At 27.8% G+C, this 20,162-nt stretch carries 14 protein-coding genes; 3 read left to right on the forward strand and 11 right to left on the reverse strand.

Annotated elements, in window-relative coordinates:
* Positions 1-3: 3 nt before the first annotated feature.
* The 8 genes from J2Z24_RS14355 to murG all read right to left on the reverse strand — a co-directional run bounded on the left by J2Z24_RS14355 (position 4) and on the right by murG (position 12,218).
* Entirely contained in the window at positions 4-2,031 is a 2,028-nt protein-coding gene (locus J2Z24_RS14355) for a flagellar assembly protein A (RefSeq protein ID WP_111947806.1), read from the reverse strand.
* Positions 2,032-2,135: 104 nt separating this feature from the next.
* A complete protein-coding gene (locus J2Z24_RS14360) occupies positions 2,136-2,966 on the reverse strand; it encodes an aminotransferase class IV (RefSeq protein ID WP_035144798.1) in 831 nt (276 codons plus the stop codon).
* 57 nt (positions 2,967-3,023) lie between these two features.
* Complete coding sequence (locus J2Z24_RS14365; RefSeq protein ID WP_035144796.1) at positions 3,024-3,671, reverse strand: HAD-IB family hydrolase; 648 nt, start codon at positions 3,669-3,671, stop codon at positions 3,024-3,026.
* 100 nt (positions 3,672-3,771) lie between these two features.
* A complete protein-coding gene (locus J2Z24_RS14370; RefSeq protein WP_035144850.1) occupies positions 3,772-4,098 on the reverse strand; it encodes a DUF1292 domain-containing protein in 327 nt (108 codons plus the stop codon).
* Positions 4,099-4,529: 431 nt separating this feature from the next.
* Positions 4,530-6,539 carry a methyl-accepting chemotaxis protein gene (locus J2Z24_RS14375; protein ID WP_035144795.1) on the reverse strand — a complete coding sequence of 670 codons (2,010 nt, stop codon included), beginning with the start codon at positions 6,537-6,539 and terminating at the stop codon, positions 4,530-4,532.
* Between the two features lie 140 nt (positions 6,540-6,679).
* Entirely contained in the window at positions 6,680-10,195 is a 3,516-nt protein-coding gene (gene nifJ / locus J2Z24_RS14380) for a pyruvate:ferredoxin (flavodoxin) oxidoreductase (RefSeq protein WP_035144793.1), read from the reverse strand.
* A gap of 355 nt (positions 10,196-10,550) precedes the next feature.
* On the reverse strand, positions 10,551-10,976 hold the full coding sequence (locus tag J2Z24_RS14385) for a flavodoxin (protein WP_035144791.1): 426 nt from the start codon (positions 10,974-10,976) through the stop codon (positions 10,551-10,553).
* 171 nt (positions 10,977-11,147) lie between these two features.
* The gene (gene murG, locus J2Z24_RS14390) at positions 11,148-12,218 is read right to left on the reverse strand and encodes an undecaprenyldiphospho-muramoylpentapeptide beta-N-acetylglucosaminyltransferase (protein ID WP_035144788.1); all 1,071 of its coding nucleotides are present in this window, start codon (positions 12,216-12,218) and stop codon (positions 11,148-11,150) included.
* A 206-nt stretch (positions 12,219-12,424) separates the two neighbouring features.
* Here murG and J2Z24_RS14395 point away from each other — a divergent pair, with 206 nt between their 5' ends.
* Positions 12,425-12,628: an alpha/beta-type small acid-soluble spore protein gene (locus J2Z24_RS14395; RefSeq protein ID WP_035144786.1), complete on the forward strand. Its 204-nt coding sequence runs from the start codon at positions 12,425-12,427 to the stop codon at positions 12,626-12,628.
* A gap of 97 nt (positions 12,629-12,725) precedes the next feature.
* Here J2Z24_RS14395 and J2Z24_RS14400 read toward each other — a convergent pair whose 3' ends face one another.
* The gene (locus tag J2Z24_RS14400; RefSeq protein WP_111947805.1) at positions 12,726-15,113 is read right to left on the reverse strand and encodes a sensor histidine kinase; all 2,388 of its coding nucleotides are present in this window, start codon (positions 15,111-15,113) and stop codon (positions 12,726-12,728) included.
* 112 nt (positions 15,114-15,225) lie between these two features.
* Positions 15,226-17,001 (reverse strand): single-stranded-DNA-specific exonuclease RecJ, encoded by a 1,776-nt coding sequence (recJ, locus tag J2Z24_RS14405; RefSeq protein ID WP_035144785.1) that lies wholly within the window; start codon positions 16,999-17,001, stop codon positions 15,226-15,228.
* A gap of 135 nt (positions 17,002-17,136) precedes the next feature.
* Here recJ and J2Z24_RS14410 point away from each other — a divergent pair, with 135 nt between their 5' ends.
* Positions 17,137-17,946: a dimethylarginine dimethylaminohydrolase family protein gene (locus J2Z24_RS14410; protein ID WP_035144783.1), complete on the forward strand. Its 810-nt coding sequence runs from the start codon at positions 17,137-17,139 to the stop codon at positions 17,944-17,946.
* Positions 17,947-18,205: 259 nt separating this feature from the next.
* Positions 18,206-19,024: a TIM barrel protein gene (locus tag J2Z24_RS14415; RefSeq protein WP_035144780.1), complete on the forward strand. Its 819-nt coding sequence runs from the start codon at positions 18,206-18,208 to the stop codon at positions 19,022-19,024.
* 37 nt (positions 19,025-19,061) lie between these two features.
* Here the strand turns inward: J2Z24_RS14415 and J2Z24_RS14420 are convergent, their stop codons facing one another.
* Entirely contained in the window at positions 19,062-20,162 is a 1,101-nt protein-coding gene (locus J2Z24_RS14420) for a GerAB/ArcD/ProY family transporter (protein WP_035144777.1), read from the reverse strand.

Raw genomic sequence — 20,162 nt, forward strand, 5'->3', positions numbered from 1 at the left:
CTCCTATAACATTAATCTATCAACAACTAATTCACCTTTACTATCCATATAGGCATGAATATCTTTGCTTGGTATTTCAAGTAAAAATTCTTTTTGTCCTATTACAAAAATCGTATTTTGATAAGCTATATCTGCCCATATATGTCCATTTTCTTCAACCACAAGTTTGGTAGCTACTCCTCCTACACTACCTACAACTTTACATTTTATTTCATTTTTAGCCTTTAACTCTCCTCCTCTAGCCATACCTCTAGTTTCCGTAAAATATATTCCTCCATTAGCACATAAGGAAGACACATATTCTCCTTTACCACCTACTATTATATCGCCTGAGCTATTAATTTTTGAATCTTGACAATAATTTATTTTTACATTTATAGGAAGAGATAATTCTCCTTTTAAAATATTTATTTTTTCATCTAAAAGTAATACCATATGCTCTAATTCCTTATAATTTCTTATGTTAACAGGAGCTAACCCTATTAACTTTCCTTTTATTATAGGAATCAAATTTTTTTCGCCATCTTCATCACAATTTATAGTTATTCCTGTAATAATCTTTAAGCATATCTTTGGAAGATTTTTAAATTTGTTTTCTATTAAAATTTTTATTATTTCTCCATCTTTTTTTTCTTGTCCCAATAAATTATATTTTTTAATTTCTTCAGTTGTCTTTATTAAGTTTTGAAGAGATTCTTTTAGATTGGTTAAATTATCTATGTAATTTAACTTACCTACATCTTCTCCTCCCCCTAATATTTCTGACACTATTATGTTTCCATCAATGGTAACGTCACCTTTTCCCTGCACAGAAGCTCTTTCTACATTCTTTTTTATAATTATGGAATTTCCTGAAGCTACTTCCATGCCTTCTTTTACGCTACCATAAATTATTACATCCCCAACAAATTTAATGTTTCCTGTTTTTAAATCCACATCTGATCTTACTTCATGAACTTTATATACATAGAAACTATTATTTTTAAAACAAGGTTTTCCTTCTATTATGGCAACTATAGTATTTTCTCTTAAAGTGCATCCATCAGCTGCTCTTAATTGTATCTTCTTTCCTGGTTTATGTTTTATCACTTTTCCTGTTATATCTTTGCCATCTTTACCTTCACTGCCTTCTTTTTTTATTGCTATTATTTCTCCAACTTTGCAGGATTCAATAGATCCTATACTTTTAAAATCTACTTTCCCCTTTTCGTCTTCTACTAATTTTTTGATAGAATTATCTATAGGAAATTTATATTCTATATATTCATCTTTTCCATCAACAGGCATATCTCCTTTTGCTATAATTACATTCATACAATCTTTTTCTACAAATTTAGTTATATTTTCTTCCATTATACCATAAACGATGCCCATTTTGGATAATTCTTGTTTAACTTCTTCCAAAGTATATTTAGGAGGCATTTTTTGAGCTTTTAACATCTTTTCTAAATATATACTATTACTTTCTTCACTTCTATCCTTTAACACATAAATATTTTCTGGAGTATAGGATATAGTCATATAAGCTTCCATCTTACTATCATTAAAACTTATATCTAAATGTCTAGTAGCAGGTATTTTCTCAAAAATCACTTCTATTTTAGATTCTTCGAAAACTTCTACCTTTCCATTAACCTCATTACCATCTAAAAATACTTTCATATCTTGTCCACATATAATTGTAGCTGGAGTCCCACCTTCTTCATTATTAGTTACTATAATGTTTTCATTTTCTATTTTTACCTTGCCATTTTCTTTACTTGATTTTGCACTATTCTGTTCATCCTGTACAACTTCATCATCTTCTTTTTTTTCACTTTCTACATAATTTTCATCAATATCTATTCCTTTTGAAAAACTTTCATCATCTGATAATTCTGGTGTTTTAACCTCTATAACTACCTTCTTTATAAATAATCCATTTTTTTCTTTAACTATTTCATAATCCAACTCATTTTCATCTATATTAAGAAGCTTACAGGCTTCACCTATACAGTTTTCTAAAGTTGTACCTTTGAATGTAGTTTTCATATATATACCCCCTCTAAATTGATGAAACCTTAACAATCAAAATTCTCAATTTCCCAATTTCCCTCTACCCTTTTTATAATTTATCGTTATTTTACAGATATTCTTTACTTTTGATATTTTTCTAAATTTATATTTATATAATCATTTACTATATTTTTATATTCATTCATTATAGACTTTATTATATGATTTTCTGATGAATTTAAATATATATCCTCTATCCTTTTAACAGGCAATATATCAAAAGGTGTACTAGATATAAACATTCCTTCTATTTTGTCTATATCATTATAATGTAAATTTTCTTCAACTAATTCTATATTTAAATCTTTACATATTTCTAAAACAACACTTCTAGTAGTACCAGGCAAAACTGTTTTTAACGGAGATGTTATTAACTTTTCTCCTTTTAACATAAAAACATTTGACTTGCTTCCTTCAGTTATATATCCGTTTTTATCCACCAATATGGCTTCAAATATGTTTTTACTTTTTATAAACTGATCCAAGTCTTTTCTAAATTCCATATTAAGTACTTTTGCATTAGGGTTTATTCTCTCTTTATGATACAAACATACATATATGCCTTCTTCATATTGTATAGCCTGTGGAAAACTTTTTTCCTCAAAAAAAGCTAATAACTGTTTTTTTTGAAAATTAAGAATAATTTTCGCACTTCCTTCCCCAGCTTTATTCACCTGTATAAGTTTATTTATTCTCCTTTCTATATCTTCATTGGATATCCATAATTGTAGATCTGTAATATTGGCTGAATTATGCAATCTTTCTAAATGTTTTTCCAAAAATAGTGGCACTTTTTCTTTTACTTTTATTACCTCATAAAGACTTTTTCCTGCCAAAAGTTCTTCTTCATTAAAGCTCTTGGTACTTACTACTTCATCATTAAACAAAAAATAATCATTAGTTATTCCCACTTTAACACCCCTTTTTTTAATTAATAATGAATAATTAATAGTTCTTAATTATTAAAGCTATTTCCACTTAAGTATTTTTATTGTTTCATGTTTTTTTCTGTAATTTATCAAACATGGATTTCCTACCAAATTAAATAACGGCAAATCAGATAAAGAATCAGAAAACATATATGAAGCTTTAAAATCTACGTCTATATTTTCTTCTTTTAAAACTTCCATTAGTCTATTTACTTTTTCTTCACCCTTGCAGTTTTTTCCTTCTATTTTTCTACTAAATATTCCATCTTTTAGTTTAAATTTAGTTCCTATAACTTTATCTACCACATCTATATTATACAATTCATTTAAATAAAATTCAGCAGATGCAGATATTAAATATATTTTATATCCTTGTTTTTTAAATTTTTTCATAGTATCAATAGAATCTTTATATAATATTTTGCTTAATCTCTTACTATAAAATTCTTTTACTATATGCTGCATTTCCTCTTCTTTAATTCCATCTATAAAAGATATGAAATTTTCCTTTGCTTTACCAGCATCATATATTTTAAACAAATAAAAAAAAGCAGCCTTAAGACTTCTTGGCACATGTTTTATAAGATAAGGTTTTTTTCTTAACATAAACCTATAAAACTCTATTAATGTTTCCCTTTTAGTTAATGTAAAATCTACATCAAATATAGCAAGTTTTTCTTTAGTCAATTGGAATACCTCCTAGTATTTAATATTTATACACTAATATTATTCATTCATTGAAATTATATCGAAAAAAGAACCGTACATACGCCGGTTCCTTTAAAAATTAGTTTTCTTCTGTATCACTTAAACTTTGATAATAAGCAGATACTTCATCAAATTCTTCGTCACTTGGAATTACAAGTTCGCTATTTTCTTCATCTCCAATAACTTTAAACAAATATACTGAACCATCTTGTGGATTCTGTACTAATACATATTCATTATTCTTATACTCAAATCCATCAACTACTTCACAAGTTACAACGTTGCCATTTTCATCTTCTAAATCTACAACTAATGCACCATGTTCATGATCATGTCCTTCACAATCACATCCGCATCCACAACCTGTATCCTGACAATCGCAATTATTCATTTTTTCTTTATCCATAATATTCATCTGGTTATTAAAAAAACCAGACTTTCACCTCCTTTTCGGTTATGGTATAATTTTAACCTTAAATCCAAAATTTTAAAAGGGTTTTTTGAAAAATATTTTAATATTAACAAATCAGGCTGTCGCACTAAGAATAAATCCTACAATATATTGTGTTAACTTTAAATCTGTAAAACAGTATATTGTATGTAAATTCTTTAATGTGGCAGCCCCATTTAAAAACTATTATCTAAAATGATCTAAAATGATCTCCTAATATTTTTCATTATCCTTTTTACACCTTTTTCTATACTATCTGTTATATCATTAACAGTTCTTCTTATAGAATTTCTTCTCATCATTCTTCTTCTCATAAAAATTGCCTCCTTTCAAGAGAACTTGTTTTAAAAGAAGTTTTATATCTATTTTCCCTAATTTCATAACTTTTAATACTGGAAAATTTTAAATTTTTCTACAGAATGATCTAATTCTTTTATTTTATTTGTTAAAATATCTATATCCCTTATTATTTGTTGTATTGTTCCTAGCTGATTTTCAATAGATGCTGTAACTTCTTCTGTTGCTGAAGCAGTTTGTTCAGATATATCAGTTATATTAGCAGCTATGCTTTCCATAGAATTTTTATCTTCATCTATTTCATTAATTTTAATATATAATTTATCTATTTCATCTATATCTTTCTGTAGATTATCTTCTATATTATTAAAAGATTTTAAAATACTTTCATTTATTTCTTTTCTATAAGTATCTATATTTTTCGACTCTTTTTTTACTTCTGAAAATTTTTCTGCTTCTGTAGACAATTTTTTTATTATATCAGTTATTTTTGCTACACTATTAGCAGATTCTTCTGACAATTTTTTGACTTCTTGTGCCACAACAACAAATCCTTTACCAGCTTCTCCTGCTCTTGCAGCTTCGATAGACGCATTTAATGCTAGCAAATTAGTTTGAGAAGCTATACTAGATATATCTTCTGTCATTTTGTTAATAATCTTTACACTGTGATTGAATTCATCAATAATGCTATAAACAATAGAGGATTGCCTATCCATTTTTTCTTCCATGGATTTCATATTAGATAAATTATTAATATTATTTTGTATCATTTTACTTTTTAATTGAGAATTATCTCTTAGATTTTGAATATTTAAAATAACTTCATCCATTTTTTCATTAAAACCCTTAATAGAGTTATGTTGATTTGCCATATTTGAATTCAACTGCATAGAATCAGAAGCAATTTGTCCAGCTGCCTGAGAAATTTCAGAGGATGTATTACCAAGAGAATTAGTTCTAACATTTAAGTTTTCAGCTTTTTCTTTTGCTACTGTACAAACTTCTTTTATATTTATTATTAAATCCTTCAAGTTTTCTCTCATATTATTAAAACTTTTCCCCAAATTTCCTATTTCATCTCTACTCCTAATATTAATATCTTGTGTTAAATCTCCATTAGCTAAAATTTTTGTATGATTAGTTAGTTCATTAATTGGCTTTAACATATTTGTTACAATTATATATGTAATAGTTATACCTATAGCTAAAGATATTAATAATGATATTATAAAACCACCTATAAGGGACTTTAATTTATTGTTTAATTCTCCAACAGGCTGGACAATGGCAAATATCCAATTTGTACTCTTCAATTTAGAATATGTAAAAAATTTATTTTCTCCATCATAGTCATAAACTTTTTCCATACCTTTTTCATTAGAATCAATTTTTACTGCAAACTCCTTAAATCTACCATTTTCAATATTCAAAAAATTCTTTGTAGATTTTTCGTTAGGATTAAACTCTTCATTTTTATGAGCTATTATATTTTTCTCCTTGTCCAATAAAAAGGCATAACTTTCTTCAGAAATTTTTAATTTTTGCACTGTATCTACTATTGAATCAAAATGTACATCCATAGCTATTACAGCTACCAGTTGATTATCAATATTTAATGGATATGATATAGTACCTACCATTTTATTAAAAGCTGGATCTAAATAAGGATTAGTAAAAATCACCTTTTTCTTATTTATAGCTTCTTTATACCATTCTTTTTCTACGCAACTATAGCTTTTATCGGGAATCCATCCTGCTCCAGATATTAACTTTTTATTAGGGAATCCAATATAAATATCTGATATAATTCCTTTATTTTTATTTAATTCATTCATTAAATATAATTGCAATTTCTTATCATCTTTAATTTTAAAATAATCTATATTTTTGCAAAGATTAATTAGATTATTTCCTTCACTATTTAACCAGTTATCAAATTCTTCTGCATATCTTTTAGAAATTTCAATATTTTTTTGTTTAAACTCTTTAGATAATAAAGAGTAAGATACATAATAATTTACTGCTAAAGATATGGTTAATGATAAAATGCATATAAAAGTTATAAAAATACTCATTTTAGTTTTAATTTTTTTCATTAAATATTAGCACCTCAATTCTCTATAATTTTGTATATTAGAAATTGCAATACAGTTCCATAATAAGTCATTTTCTCATAATTTACAATAGTCTAACAAAATTATGGTATAAAAAAAAGAGACCCTAAGGTCTCTTTTTTTTAATTAGCTAATTTCTTGTAGCTTGCATATCTTTCTTTTGCATCCTCTTCAGTCTTAGCATATAATTGATCTGCTACTTCTGGGAATGCTTTCTTTAATGAAGCGTATCTTACTTCACCCATTAAGAAGTCTTGGAATTTACTCCAATCTGGTTCTTTTGAATCCATAACAAATGGGTTCTTTCCAGCTTCTTTAAGTTCTGGGTTGAATCTGTACATCTGCCAGTATCCTGATTCAACGGCTCTCTTCTGTTCTAATTGGCTACATCCCATACCAACTTTTAATCCTTGGTTGATACATGGAGCGTAAGCAATGATTAATGATGGTCCTTTGTAAGCTTCAGCTTCTTGGATAGCTTTTAATGTCTGATTCTTATCAGCACCCATAGCTATTTGTGCTACATATACATAACCATAGCTCATAGCCATCATTCCAAGATCTTTCTTCTTAGTTCTCTTACCTGAAGCAGCGAACTTAGCTATAGCTGCAGTTGGAGTAGATTTTGAAGACTGTCCACCAGTATTTGAGTAAACTTCTGTATCAAATACGAAGATATTAACATCTTCTCCTGATGCAAGTACGTGGTCAACTCCACCGTATCCGATGTCATAAGCCCAACCGTCTCCACCGAATATCCACTGTGATTGTTTTACTAAGTAATCCTTATGTTCAAACATATCTTTCACAGCTACATTCTTATCTTTTTCAGCTTCTAATAATGGAAGTAAAGCTTCTGTAGCTTTCTTTGATCCTTCTCCATCATTTACATTATCTAACCAAGTCTGTAAAGCAGCCTTTAATTCAGCACTTACTGAATCCATAGCTTCTTTAGCATCTTTTTCTAATCTTTCTCTTATCTGTTTAGTTCCAAGATACATACCTAATCCAAATTCAGCATTATCCTCAAATAATGAGTTAGCCCAAGCTGGACCTTGTCCTTTGTGATTAGTTGTATATGGAGTTGAAGGAGCTGATCCTCCCCAAATTGATGAACATCCAGTTGCATTAGCAACCATCATTCTGTCACCAAATAATTGAGTTATTAACTTAGCGTATGAAGCTTCTCCACAACCAGCACAAGCTCCGTTGAACTCAAGTAATGGTTGTTCGAACTGACTTCCTTTTACGCTCATTTTATTCATTGGATTTTCTTTAGGTGAAACTGTTAAAGCGAATTCCCAGTTTTCTTGTTCTTTTAACTGAGTTCCAGCTGGCTTCATAATTAAAGCTTTTTCTGGAGCTGGACATACGTCAGCACAGTTTCCACATCCTGTACAATCAAGTGGAGTTATTCCCATTGCATATTTTAATCCTTTGAATGTTGCTCCGCCCTTAGCATCAACCATCTTGAAATCTGCTGGTGCTTTAGCAGCTTCTTCTTCATTAAGTAAGAATGGTCTGATTACGGCGTGAGGACATACATATGAACACTGGTTACACTGTATACACTTGTCTGCTTGCCATTCTGGTACGTTAACAGCAATTCCTCTCTTTTCGTAAGCAGCTGTTCCCTGTGGGAATGTACCATCTTCATATCCGTTAAATGCTGATACAGGAAGTTTGTCTCCTTCTTGTCTATTCATAACATCAACGATATTCTTTATGAATTCTGGTTTTTCTTTTTCTACTGCAACAAATCCTTCTTTAGTTGTTTTCCATGATTCTGAAACGTTGATTTCAACGATTGATTCAACACCCTTATCAATAGCAGCGTTATTCATGTTAACAACTTTTTCACCTTTTTTACCGTAGGATTTAACAACAGCATCTTTTAAGTATTTAACAGCATCTTCTACAGGAATAATATTTGCTAGCTTGAAGAATGCAGCCTGCATGATCATGTTGATTCTTCCGCCAAGACCTATTTCCTGAGCAATCTTAACTGCGTTGATTGTGTAGAATTTGATGTTGTTTTCAGCTATGAAATTCTTCATTTCAGCTGGTAATTGAGCTTCTAATTCTTCTGGTGTCCAGATACAGTTAAGTAAGAATGTACCGTTTGGTTTTAATCCAGTAAGAACATTATATTTATGAACGTATGCTTGATTGTGACAAGCAACGAAATCTGCTTTATTTATTAAGTAAGGGCTCTTTATAGCTTTCTTACCAAATCTTAAGTGTGATACTGTTATACCACCAGATTTCTTTGAATCATATGCGAAGTATCCCTGAGCATACATATCAGTGTGGTCTCCGATGATTTTAATAGCACTCTTGTTAGCACCAACAGTACCATCTGATCCAAGACCCCAGAACTTACATGCTGTAGTTCCTTCTGGTGTAGTATCAACATCTTCTCCCATTGGAAGTGACTTAAATGTTACGTCGTCAACTATACCAATTGTGAAGTCATCTTTTGGACATTCCTGTTTTAAGTTTTCATATACAGAAATGATATGTCCTGGTAAAGTATCTTTTGAACCTAATCCATATCTTCCACCAACTATAATTGGTTTCATATCTGGACAGCTATAGAATGCTGACTTAATGTCTAAGTATAAAGGTTCTCCAATACATCCTGGTTCTTTTGTTCTATCTAAAACAGCTATTTTCTTAACAGTTTTAGGCATAGCTTTGAAGAAGTGCTCTAATGAGAATGGTCTGTAAAGATGTACTTTAATTAAACCAACTTTTTCTCCTTGAGCCATTAAGTAATCAATAGTTTCTTCAATACAGTCACATACTGATCCCATAGCTACTACTACTCTTTCAGCATCAGCTGCTCCGTAGTAGTTAAATAATTTATAATCTCTTCCTGTTAACTTATTGATTTCATTCATGTAATTTTCAACAACTTCAGGAACTCTATCATAGAATTTATTACAAGCTTCTTTACCCTGGAAGAATATATCTGGGTTTTCTGCTGTACCTCTTGTTACTGGATGATTTGGATTTAAAGCTTTTGCTCTAAATGCATTAACAGCATCCATATCAACTAATTTAGCTAATTCATCATATTCTAATACTTCTATTTTTTGTACTTCATGTGAAGTTCTGAATCCATCAAAGAAGCTTAAGAATGGAACGCTTGATTTTATAGATGCTAAATGTGCAACAGCTGCTAAATCCATAACTTCCTGAACACTGCTTTCAGCAAGCATAGCAAATCCAGTCTGTCTTGCTGCCATAACGTCTGAATGATCTCCAAATATGTTTAATGCATGTGTTGCAATTGCTCTTGCACTAACATGGAATACTCCTGGAAGAAGTTCTCCAGAGATTTTATACATGTTAGGGATCATAAGTAAAAGACCCTGTGATGCAGTATATGTAGTAGTTAATGCACCTGCCTGTAATGAACCGTGAACTGCTCCAGCGGCTCCAGCTTCTGATTGCATTTCCATAAGTTTAACAGTTTGTCCAAAAATATTTTTTGTACCCTGAGCAGCCCATTCATCAACATGTTCTGCCATTGGGGATGAAGGAGTGATTGGGTAAATAGCTGCTACATCAGTAAATGCATAGGATATATATCCTGCAGCAGTATTACCATCCATAGTCTTCATTCTTCTCATTGAAAATTCCCTTCTTTCTATAGATTTTTGCCTTTAAATATTAAATTTTGAAATATTTAAAAATTTTGTAGAAAATCCACAAAATTAATAACCACTGTTTCTAATATACACCAAAAAAATAAATATGTAAAATATATTTATTTTAATTTAGTTTAAAATACATTTCATACTTAAAGTTTTTTACCTTTTAATATTGTTTTCTCTAGTATTAAAACCTTTGCAAAATCATTATAACATAATTTTTTTTATTGTTGTATACTTTTTTTGTTTTTTTACATAAAGTAACACATACTTTTTATTTAAATTTATATTATAAAAAGGGATAGTTATTTGTTTAAACTATCCCTAATGTTATTTATTTTGCAAGTAATCTTCCTAACTCTTTTGCCTTTTCTATTTGTTTATTATCTGGAGCTTCTTGTACTACTAATTTTCCAACTATTTTAAAATCGTACTCTACCATTTGCTTTTCCCATTCTTCCATAAACTCTCCATTATCCCATCCATAAGAGCCAAATAAAACTAATGGCTTTTTCTGAACTGGTAATTCTTTGAACTTCTTTAAGAAAGGAGCCATTTCTTTTTGTTCAACTTGATTGTTATCCATGGAAGGACTGCCAAAAGCTACAGCATCAGCTTTCATAATTTCGTCCACATCAGCTGCTTGAACATACTTTAATATAACTTCAGCACCTTCTTCTTTAGCTCCCTCTCCTATATTATTAGCTAACACCTCTACATTTCCACCATTACTCCAATATACAATAACTACTTTTTTCATTATCTCATCCCCCTACCTTATATGATTAATTAATATTTATTGATAAGTAATAATATTTATTAATAAATATTCCATATTTGTTATGTATTTATTTTATACTACTTTTCTATTATTTTCAATAGTTTTTTCAATATTTTCAGAATATAACAAAAAAGACGAAAAATCGTCTTTTTATTTGCTACACTCTTCTATAAGTCTTATAATATTATCTACCCCATTTTGTACTGGACTACTATTCATTGCTTTTATATATCTATCTTTGTACTTATAAAGATTTTTTAACTCATTTAAAAGATTTTCACTATTTAATTCTTCTTCTTCTATAACTACACTATAACCACTCTTCTCAAAAGATCTTGCATTTAATATTTGATCTCCTCTACTTGATTTCCTAGAAAGAGGTATTAGCAAATTAGGCTTTTTCAAGGCTAAAAGCTCAAAAATCACATTAGCTCCTGCTCTTGATATAACTATATCTGCTCCATTCATAAAATGGGGTAATTCTTTTTTCACATACTCAAATTGTCTATATCCAGATAAATTCTTAAGATTTTCTTGTAAATTCCCTTTCCCACAAACATGAATTATATTAAACTCTTTTAAAAACTCTGTTAACATATTTCTCACATTATCATTTATAAACCTAGACCCTAAACTTCCTCCTATTATAAGTAATATAGGCTTATCTTCTTTAAATTCACAAATTTTTAATGCTTCTTCTTTACTTCCATTAAATAATTCTTCTCTTATTGGTGTTCCTGTAAGCACACCTTTACTCTTTTTTACATTTTTCAAAGACTCTGGAAAAGTTACACAAACCTTTGTACAAAAAGGGCTAGATAATTTATTAGCAAGCCCGGGAGTAATATCTGATTCATGAGTTATAACAGGTATATTATTTAAGTATGCTCCAATAACTACAGGTACAGAAACAAATCCACCCTTTGAAAAGACTATATTAGGCTTTTCTTTTTTTATAATTTCTTTTGCTTCTGAAACCCCTTTTAATACTTTAAAAGGATCTGTAAAATTTTTTATATCAAAATATCTTCTAAGCTTTCCACTAGAGATCACATGATACTTAATTTTTTCATTCTCAATAATGCTTTTTTCTATTCCATCCTTTGTTCCTATATATTGTATTTCATATCCTAATTCTTTAAGTTTTGGTATTAACGCTAAATTTGGAGTTACATGCCCAGCTGAGCCTCCTCCAGTAAGTATTATTTTCTTTTTTTTCAAAATAATCAACCACCTTTTTTCAGTTGAGAGTTGTTCAATAACATATTCATTTTATATTATTCTTAATTCATTGTCCAATGTGACTTATAATATTGTAATTCTATGTTAATTTGTGTACATACTACAAATTTCACCTTTAATAAACTAATATATTTCTTATAAATATGGTTAATATAATAGTATAAAAGAAAAAGGAGGTAATTAAAATGGCAAGAGGAAATAATAGAACATTAGTACCAGAAGCTAGAGAAGGTCTAAATAGATTTAAAATGGAGGCAGCTAGAGAAGTAGGAGTTAATTTAACAGATGGTTATAACGGAAATCTTACTTCAAGAGAGAATGGTTCCGTTGGAGGACAAATGGTTAAAAAAATGGTAGAACAATATGAAAGAAATATAACTGGTAGATAAAATAATTACTTTAAAATATTAAAGCATATATAGTTTAAGATTAATTTAAATTATATATGCTTTTACATTTACAATGCCTTAAAACTTAAAAATATTATTAATTTATATCAGACATTTCTATACTTATTATATCTCTGAAGGTTTCCCTTAATGTAGTCAGACTAAGCTCAGTACTTTTAACCTTTGAATACCTATCGAATACTACACTAAATTCTGATCCTTCTCCTTGCTTACTTTTTACAAAAATTTTTCCTTCCATAGCTTCTACAAATTTTTTAACAACTGTTAAACCTAGTCCTACTCCTTCTGCTCTCCTTGAAAGGGTACTGTCTATCTGAGAATATCTATTAAAAATAAACTCTTTATCCTTATCAGGTATCCCTACGCCTTCATCTTTAATAGTTAATATGAAATATTCTTCTTTAACGTCTAATAATACATATATATTTTTACTTTCCGGTGTATACTTTATTGCATTAGATAAAAGATTTAATAGTATTCTCTCATATTTTTCTCTATCAATAATTACTTTACATTCTTCTTCATTAGTATCGAATATTATATCTAAGCCTTTTTTTCTTCCGTATAAGTTAACTAAGTTTACTATTCTTTCACTTTCAATTACTAAATCAAATTCTACATTATTGATGCTTAAAAGACCTTCTTCTGCTTTAGATATATCCATAATATTATTTGTTAATTTTAAAAGTCTACTGCAATTTTGTTTTATTCTATCTAATGTTTTATTTATATTAGCCGTTATTTCATCTTTATATATATCATAAGCTAGTTGTAATGAAGAATATATTATTGTTAATGGAGTTCTTAACTCATGAGATATTATAGTAAAAAATTCATCTTTCATTCTACTAATTCTTTCCAGTTCCATACTACGATTTACCTCTTCTGTAACATCTACTCCATGAATATAAATTCTTATCTCTCCATTTTCAGCCTTATAAGGAGTTATTCTCATTTTATAATATTTTTCTCTTTTTCCTGGTTCCTTTAGTGAAAAAGGAGGTAATATTATTTCTTTATTACTTTCTACTGAATATATTAAACTTTTAAAGAAATCATTATTAATATATTTTGAAAAAACTTCACAGACATTTTTTCCTTCAATATCCTCCATATTATATTCTCCATGAAATAAAGAATTTAATATTTGTTGAAATTTATTGTTTAACACTCTATTCTTAAATCCTGGATAATCTAAAACTGCTATAGGAATATCTAAAGTATTCAATACATTTTTTATAAACTCAGATTGATTTTTTGTATATATTTGATTTAATTTCTTATCTGTTATATCCTTTAAAGTTATTATAGTATATATAAGCTCTCCATTACTATTTATTATTGGGTTACTACTAAACTCTATGTACTTAATTTCACCATTTATATTATTTTTAAATTTTAAAATTAAATTTTTCACAGGCAAGTTTTTCTTGCAATAATTATAGTAATAATATTTTAAATTTTTACCATCTTCACTTTCTATATGGTATCTTTTCAATATATTATTATAATCCATAAGTTCCAATTGCTTTAAGCCTATAATTTGTTGGACTGATTTATTGCATAAAGTCACTTTCATATTGCCGTCTATAGCTATAATTCCTTCTGAAATATTATTAATTACATCCTTTAAATGCATCAAATGCTCTTTTTCTCTTCTTCTCAATATCTCAATAATATCACATTTAGTTTTAAGTTCTGTTGATAAATATAAAAATTTCTCCCTTTCATGTCTTTCTTTAAGCATTTTATCATAATATTCAGTTATATCAATAGCAACACATATTCCACCAATTATCTCATATTCATCATATATTGGAAAAGATGTAACTGTTATATATTTATCCAAATCGTTATATTTACATAACATTACCTTATCTATTATGCATTTACCATAATTTATACTTTCATATACGGGAAACTTATGTAAAGTTATTTCATTTCCCGCTGTATCCTCCATAGAAAGTGTTTCTAAATAGTCATATATATTTTTAAAACTTTTAAATTTAAAATTTTTAAAATAATTATTAGATTTTTTATTAATATATTTTATATTACCATTTTTATCAGAAACACATAAGAAATATGGAAAAGATTCTATTATATTAGATTTTATAATATCATCTTTCATATTATTATCTTCATCTAAATTGGTTAAATTTTTTTTCTTTATTTCTTTTATAAATATTTCTATGATATCTTTATTTCTAATTATATTAATATCTCCTAAAGTATCACAATCTAATTTAATATTTCTAATATATTGCTCCTCTGTATTACTTTTATAATTATTTATTACTTCAACTAAACCTTCCGGTAAAGAAAGTTTTGATAATTCTACCCCTATACTATTTAAAGATATATTAAATGATTTAATAAATCTATTATTTACATAGCAAACCTTTAATGGTTCTCCCTTTAAAATCAAAACGGAAAAAGGAAGATTTTCATAAAACCTATACATAAATTGTCCCCCATATATAAAAATGCAAATTTGTATCTTCCCTATATTATATTCCTTTATTTTTTTACAAACAACCCTTTATTATGAATAAATTTGTAAATAAGAAATATAATTACTGGTTATTACTAAATCTATAATCAACTATTTTAATCTGCGACGATACATGACCATTATAATCATTTATACATGGACAAAATATAAAATCCATTTTTATATTATATGGATTGTTTAATATATTTACATAATTTTCTCCATATATTTCTTTAAGTTCTTCTAGAAACTCCTGTCCTCTCCCAAAGCATATTCCATCAATTTTATTCAATCCATTATTAATTTTTAATGCAAACTTCAAAGTGTTTTTATCTTTTCCTAATAAATTTATTCTATTTATTAAAACATTTTTTTCTGCAAATAATGGAGATGAGTTTCCTTTTCCAAAAGGTTCTAAAATCTCTAACCTTTTTACTAAATCTATGCTTACCTGTGCTAAATTAAGTCTTTTGTCTATAGATATTTTAGGTTTCATATCATCTGGTGTAAGTTTGCATTGTTCATTTAAAGCCTTTCTAAGCTTAGGAATATTTTCCTCCTTCAAAGATAAACCTGCTGCCATAGGATGTCCTCCGAATTTATCCAATAGATCTTTAAACTTAAGAAGTTCTTCAAACATATTATATCCATCTATAGATCTTGCGGACCCCTTGGGCATATCTTTTCCCTTTGTAATAACTATAGTTGGTACATTATATTTCTCTTTTATTTTTCCAGCTACTATTCCTGCAATACTTTCATGTATGTCCTCTTTATATATTACAAACACCTTATCATTTTTTAAGGGGGTACTTTCTATTATTTCTTCAATACTTTCTACACTTTTTGTTGTCATTTCCTGCCTTTCCGTATTTAAACTATGTAACTTGCTAGCCAATGTATTTGCTTCTTCTAAGTCTTCTGTTAAAAGTAATTGCACAGAAAGCTTAGCAGTTTCCAATCTCCCAGTAGCATTAATACAAGGCCCTATTATAAATCCTATATGATATGAATTTATACTTTTTTCTTCTATGCCTGTTTCTTTTATCAATGCTTTTAATCCTAAATTATTAGTATTTCTTAATAATCTCAATCCATTTTTAGCTATAATTCTATTTTCATCCACTAAATCCACTACATCACATATAGTGCCTATAGCTGCATATTGAAGCAGCTCATATAATTCATCCTCATCTATGTTCATAACAGAATATAATGCTTGAACAAACTTAAGCGCTATACCTGCTCCGCATAGCATTTTAAAAGGATAATTACAATCTTTTCTTTTAGGGTTTATTATGGCATCTGCACTTGGTAGTATATATTCTCTTTCATTATCATTCTCCTTAAAACTTAACTCATGATGATCTGTTATCACTACTTTCATATTCAATTTCTTAGCTAAATTCACCTGTTCTATAGCGGAAATACCATTATCACAACTAAGAATTACTTCTACACCTTCCCCTTTCAGTGATTTTATTCTTTCACTATTCATACCATATCCCTCACATTCTCTATTAGGAATATGATAAATAAAGTTTGCATTACATCTTTTTAATGCTTTACACAAAATCACTGTACTAGTAACTCCATCAGCATCGTAATCTCCATATATAGCTATTTTTTCTCCTTTTTCTATAGCATCTCTTATTATATCTATAGCAATATCTATATCTTTCATAAGAAAAGGAGAATATAAATCTTTTAATGAAGCTTTAATAAATCTATCTATATCTTGAGGAGTTCTTATTCCTCTATTAATTAATACATTGATTATTATTGGATCTACTCCGGTTCTATGAGCAAGTTCCTTAATATTATCTTTTGTACACTTTATCATCCATCTTGCCTTCACTATTACCACCTCTTTAAAACATTATATAATAATTTACTGTAATTTCGTAGTAATTATAAATAATTATGAATAAAATTCATACCTAAAATAAAGACTAAAAGTATATGTACTTGATATATACTTGGAGGTGATAAAATGCATGTTCATCTAAATAATCAATATGATAAACTGATATATTACTTAATGGTATATCCATGTAAATATGAAATAATTGATCCTGGTAATCCCTATAAAAGCACTATTGATTACCCCCTAATGTATTCACAATATAATAATTTTGTAAATCTACTTATAGAGAATGATGTTAAAATTCAATTTTTAGATTCCGTCAATAGTCCTTCGCAAGTTTTTACAAGAGACATTGGATTTGCTATAAAAGATATGTTGTTTATATCAAAATTGAAAAGCCCTGAAAGAATAAATGAGCCTGAAGCTTTAAGAAGATTTGCTAAAAAACATACTTTTAAAACCTATGAAATGAAAAATAATATAGAAGGGGGAGATATAGTATTACATGATGAAGTTGTATTTGTTGGACTAAGTAGAAGAAGTACCTTAGAAGCTTGTAAAGAACTTCAAATGGTTTTAGATAACTATAATATAGATGTTAAAGTAGTTCCTATTAATTTTGATAATCACAAGCTCCACTTAGATTGTGTTTTTAATAGTATTGATAGAGATACTTGCATAATAACTGATTATGTATACGATAAACACTTAATAGAAAAATATTTTAAAAAGTTATTAAAATTAGAAGGTGATGCTGCTGATAAACTAGGATCAAATTTTGTATGTCTTGGAGATGAAAAAATACTTACTAGTAATAAACAGGTGAAAGAATTGCTATGTGCTAATGGTTTTAATACTATTTATTCAGATTATAGTGAAATAATAAAAGCCGGTGGCAGTTTTACTTGTAGTACTCTACCTATACTTAGAATATGAAAAGATTGCAAAACAACTTTTCAGAGTACAGAGCAAAGATTGCACAGTACAGATAAGAAAACTTTTCTTTCGTTAACATAACACTACAGAAAAACTTTAATTTAAAATTTTTTATAATGCCCACGAAGAAAAATTCTCCTTATCTATACTCTGTGCTCTGTAATCTAAAAAAATGCATAGCACTTTTTTTAAAGTTTGACTTACAACTATACAACCTTTAAAATATTATCAAATTCATATTTTGAAAGGTTGTGTTACTTTGGATAAATTATTGTTTGGTATATCTGGACTTCCTATAGGTGATGAATCCACTAAATTTGTTTATAAAACTGCAATAAAATATTTAAAAGATATTGGTCTTGATGCTATGGAGCTTCCTTTTGTCCGTTCTGTAAATATTACAGATAAAAATAAAGATGAAGTTTTAACTTCAAAATTAGCTAATAACTTTTATCTTTCTGCTCATGGTTCTTATTATATAAATCTTAATGCTTTAGAAATAGAAAAACAGGAAAAATCTTTAGAAAGAATAATTAAGGGAGCTGAAGGTTTGAGAAAAATAGAAGGTAAAAGCTTAATTTTTCATCCTGGTTTCTATTTAAATCGTTCAAAGAAGGAAACCTTTAATAATATTAAAGAAAATCTTTTAAAACTGCCGGATATAGATATAGATTATAGACTTGAAACTACTGGAAAAGGTACTCAATTTGGTTCCTTAGAAGAAATTATATCTCTCTGCAAAAATGTTAAACTTTGTAAACCTTGTATTGATTTTTCCCACCTTCACGCAAGATATAATGGTAATTTAAAAAATTATAATGATTTTTCAAAAATACTTCAGTATATAAAAGATGAGCTAGGTTATGAAGCACTAGAAGATATGCATATACATTTATCAGGTATAAATTATGGTGAAAAAGGTGAAAAAAATCACCTTCCTTTTGAAGAAAGTGACTTCAATTATAAAGATTGTTTAAAAGCTTTTAAAAGCTTCAACATAAAAGGATGTATAATCTGCGAAAGTCCTTTACTAGAAAAAGATGCCTTATTATTAAAACAATATTATCTATCTTTATAATAGTAGTATTAAATAGGTATTTATTAATATACAATACTTATTTAATACTATTCTTTTTTGCAGTTCTATCCTTTAAAAATACTAATACTGTAATTAATAAAACATATATGGAATTAAATCCTACAAAAATAGGCATAATTTTATCTAAAAATTTTCCTGTTTTTGTAGCATTTTCATACAAAAATGATAGTACAATCATCACTGGCAATATTATTATAGTCATGTTTTTTCTCTGTACTTTTTTTATTATTTGATTTAATCCATAAGTAAAAATATAATAATAGTTACAAGCGGTTTTAAACATTATTAAAGTCCAAAAAGCCATAAATATATATCTAAGTGAATTGATTACTGGTACCATAATGCTTTCTGTTAATGTTACTACAGGCCACAAAAATTTAAAACTAGCATCTATTCCAAAAAAAAGTATAGTAGCTAAAGTAAATAATGTATAAATAGTTGTTGTTATAGTAATGCTTACTAATGTATATCTTTTAATTTTTTTGCTATCTTGTAAAAAAGGATATATTATACATATTGATTCTATTCCAGCATAAGCGAAAAAAGTCTTTTCCACAGCTTTAATTATATTGATAATACCACTTCCTAATATAGGCTTCATATTTAGAAAACTTCCATCTTTTATTGAAATCAGTGGCATAAAAAAAATAATAACTGTACCAAAAAAAATCACTTCATTAATTCTAGCTACAGTTTTTCCTCCTCCATATACTGCATAAGCTATTACTAAATATGAAACTATAAGAACTGTCCATCTATTTAAAAATGGAACCATATATATCTCTAAAACATTAGTAATTCCATTACCTACTTCTGTAGCTAAAAGTAAAAAATATATTAAAAATATAATGTTAACTATATTACCCAGTATGTTGCCTAAAAACTTTTGACTTATTATTAATATATTTTCTTTAGGATATTTTTTACTTATATAGCTTGAAAAAAACATTACATAAAGTGGATAAGCTGCTCCTAATATAACTGATATCCATGCATCTTGTTTTGCAATTTTTATTACATCATTGGGTAAACTTAAAACGCCTATACCTATCATAGAACCTATGAGAATAAGTATAAATTGATTTTTCGTTAATATATTATCATCATTGTTATTCAT

This window comes from Clostridium tetanomorphum (assembly GCF_017873215.1).
GTDB classification, from domain to species: Bacteria; Bacillota; Clostridia; order Clostridiales; family Clostridiaceae; genus Clostridium_AO; species Clostridium_AO tetanomorphum.

Excerpts from the sequence above, each read along its gene's own strand:
- J2Z24_RS14355 (WP_111947806.1), bottom strand. The coding sequence starts at position 2,031 with ATGAAAACTACATTCAAAGGTACAACTTTAGAAAACTGTATAGGTGAA.
- J2Z24_RS14370 (WP_035144850.1), bottom strand. The coding sequence starts at position 4,098 with ATGGATAAAGAAAAAATGAATAATTGCGATTGTCAGGATACAGGTTGT.
- J2Z24_RS14375 (WP_035144795.1), bottom strand. The coding sequence starts at position 6,539 with ATGAAAAAAATTAAAACTAAAATGAGTATTTTTATAACTTTTATATGC.
- nifJ (WP_035144793.1), bottom strand. The coding sequence starts at position 10,195 with ATGAGAAGAATGAAGACTATGGATGGTAATACTGCTGCAGGATATATA.
- J2Z24_RS14385 (WP_035144791.1), bottom strand. The coding sequence starts at position 10,976 with ATGAAAAAAGTAGTTATTGTATATTGGAGTAATGGTGGAAATGTAGAG.
- J2Z24_RS14395 (WP_035144786.1), top strand. The coding sequence starts at position 12,425 with ATGGCAAGAGGAAATAATAGAACATTAGTACCAGAAGCTAGAGAAGGT.
- J2Z24_RS14400 (WP_111947805.1), bottom strand. The coding sequence starts at position 15,113 with ATGTATAGGTTTTATGAAAATCTTCCTTTTTCCGTTTTGATTTTAAAG.
- J2Z24_RS14410 (WP_035144783.1), top strand. The coding sequence starts at position 17,137 with ATGCATGTTCATCTAAATAATCAATATGATAAACTGATATATTACTTA.
- J2Z24_RS14420 (WP_035144777.1), bottom strand. The coding sequence starts at position 20,162 with ATGAATAACAATGATGATAATATATTAACGAAAAATCAATTTATACTT.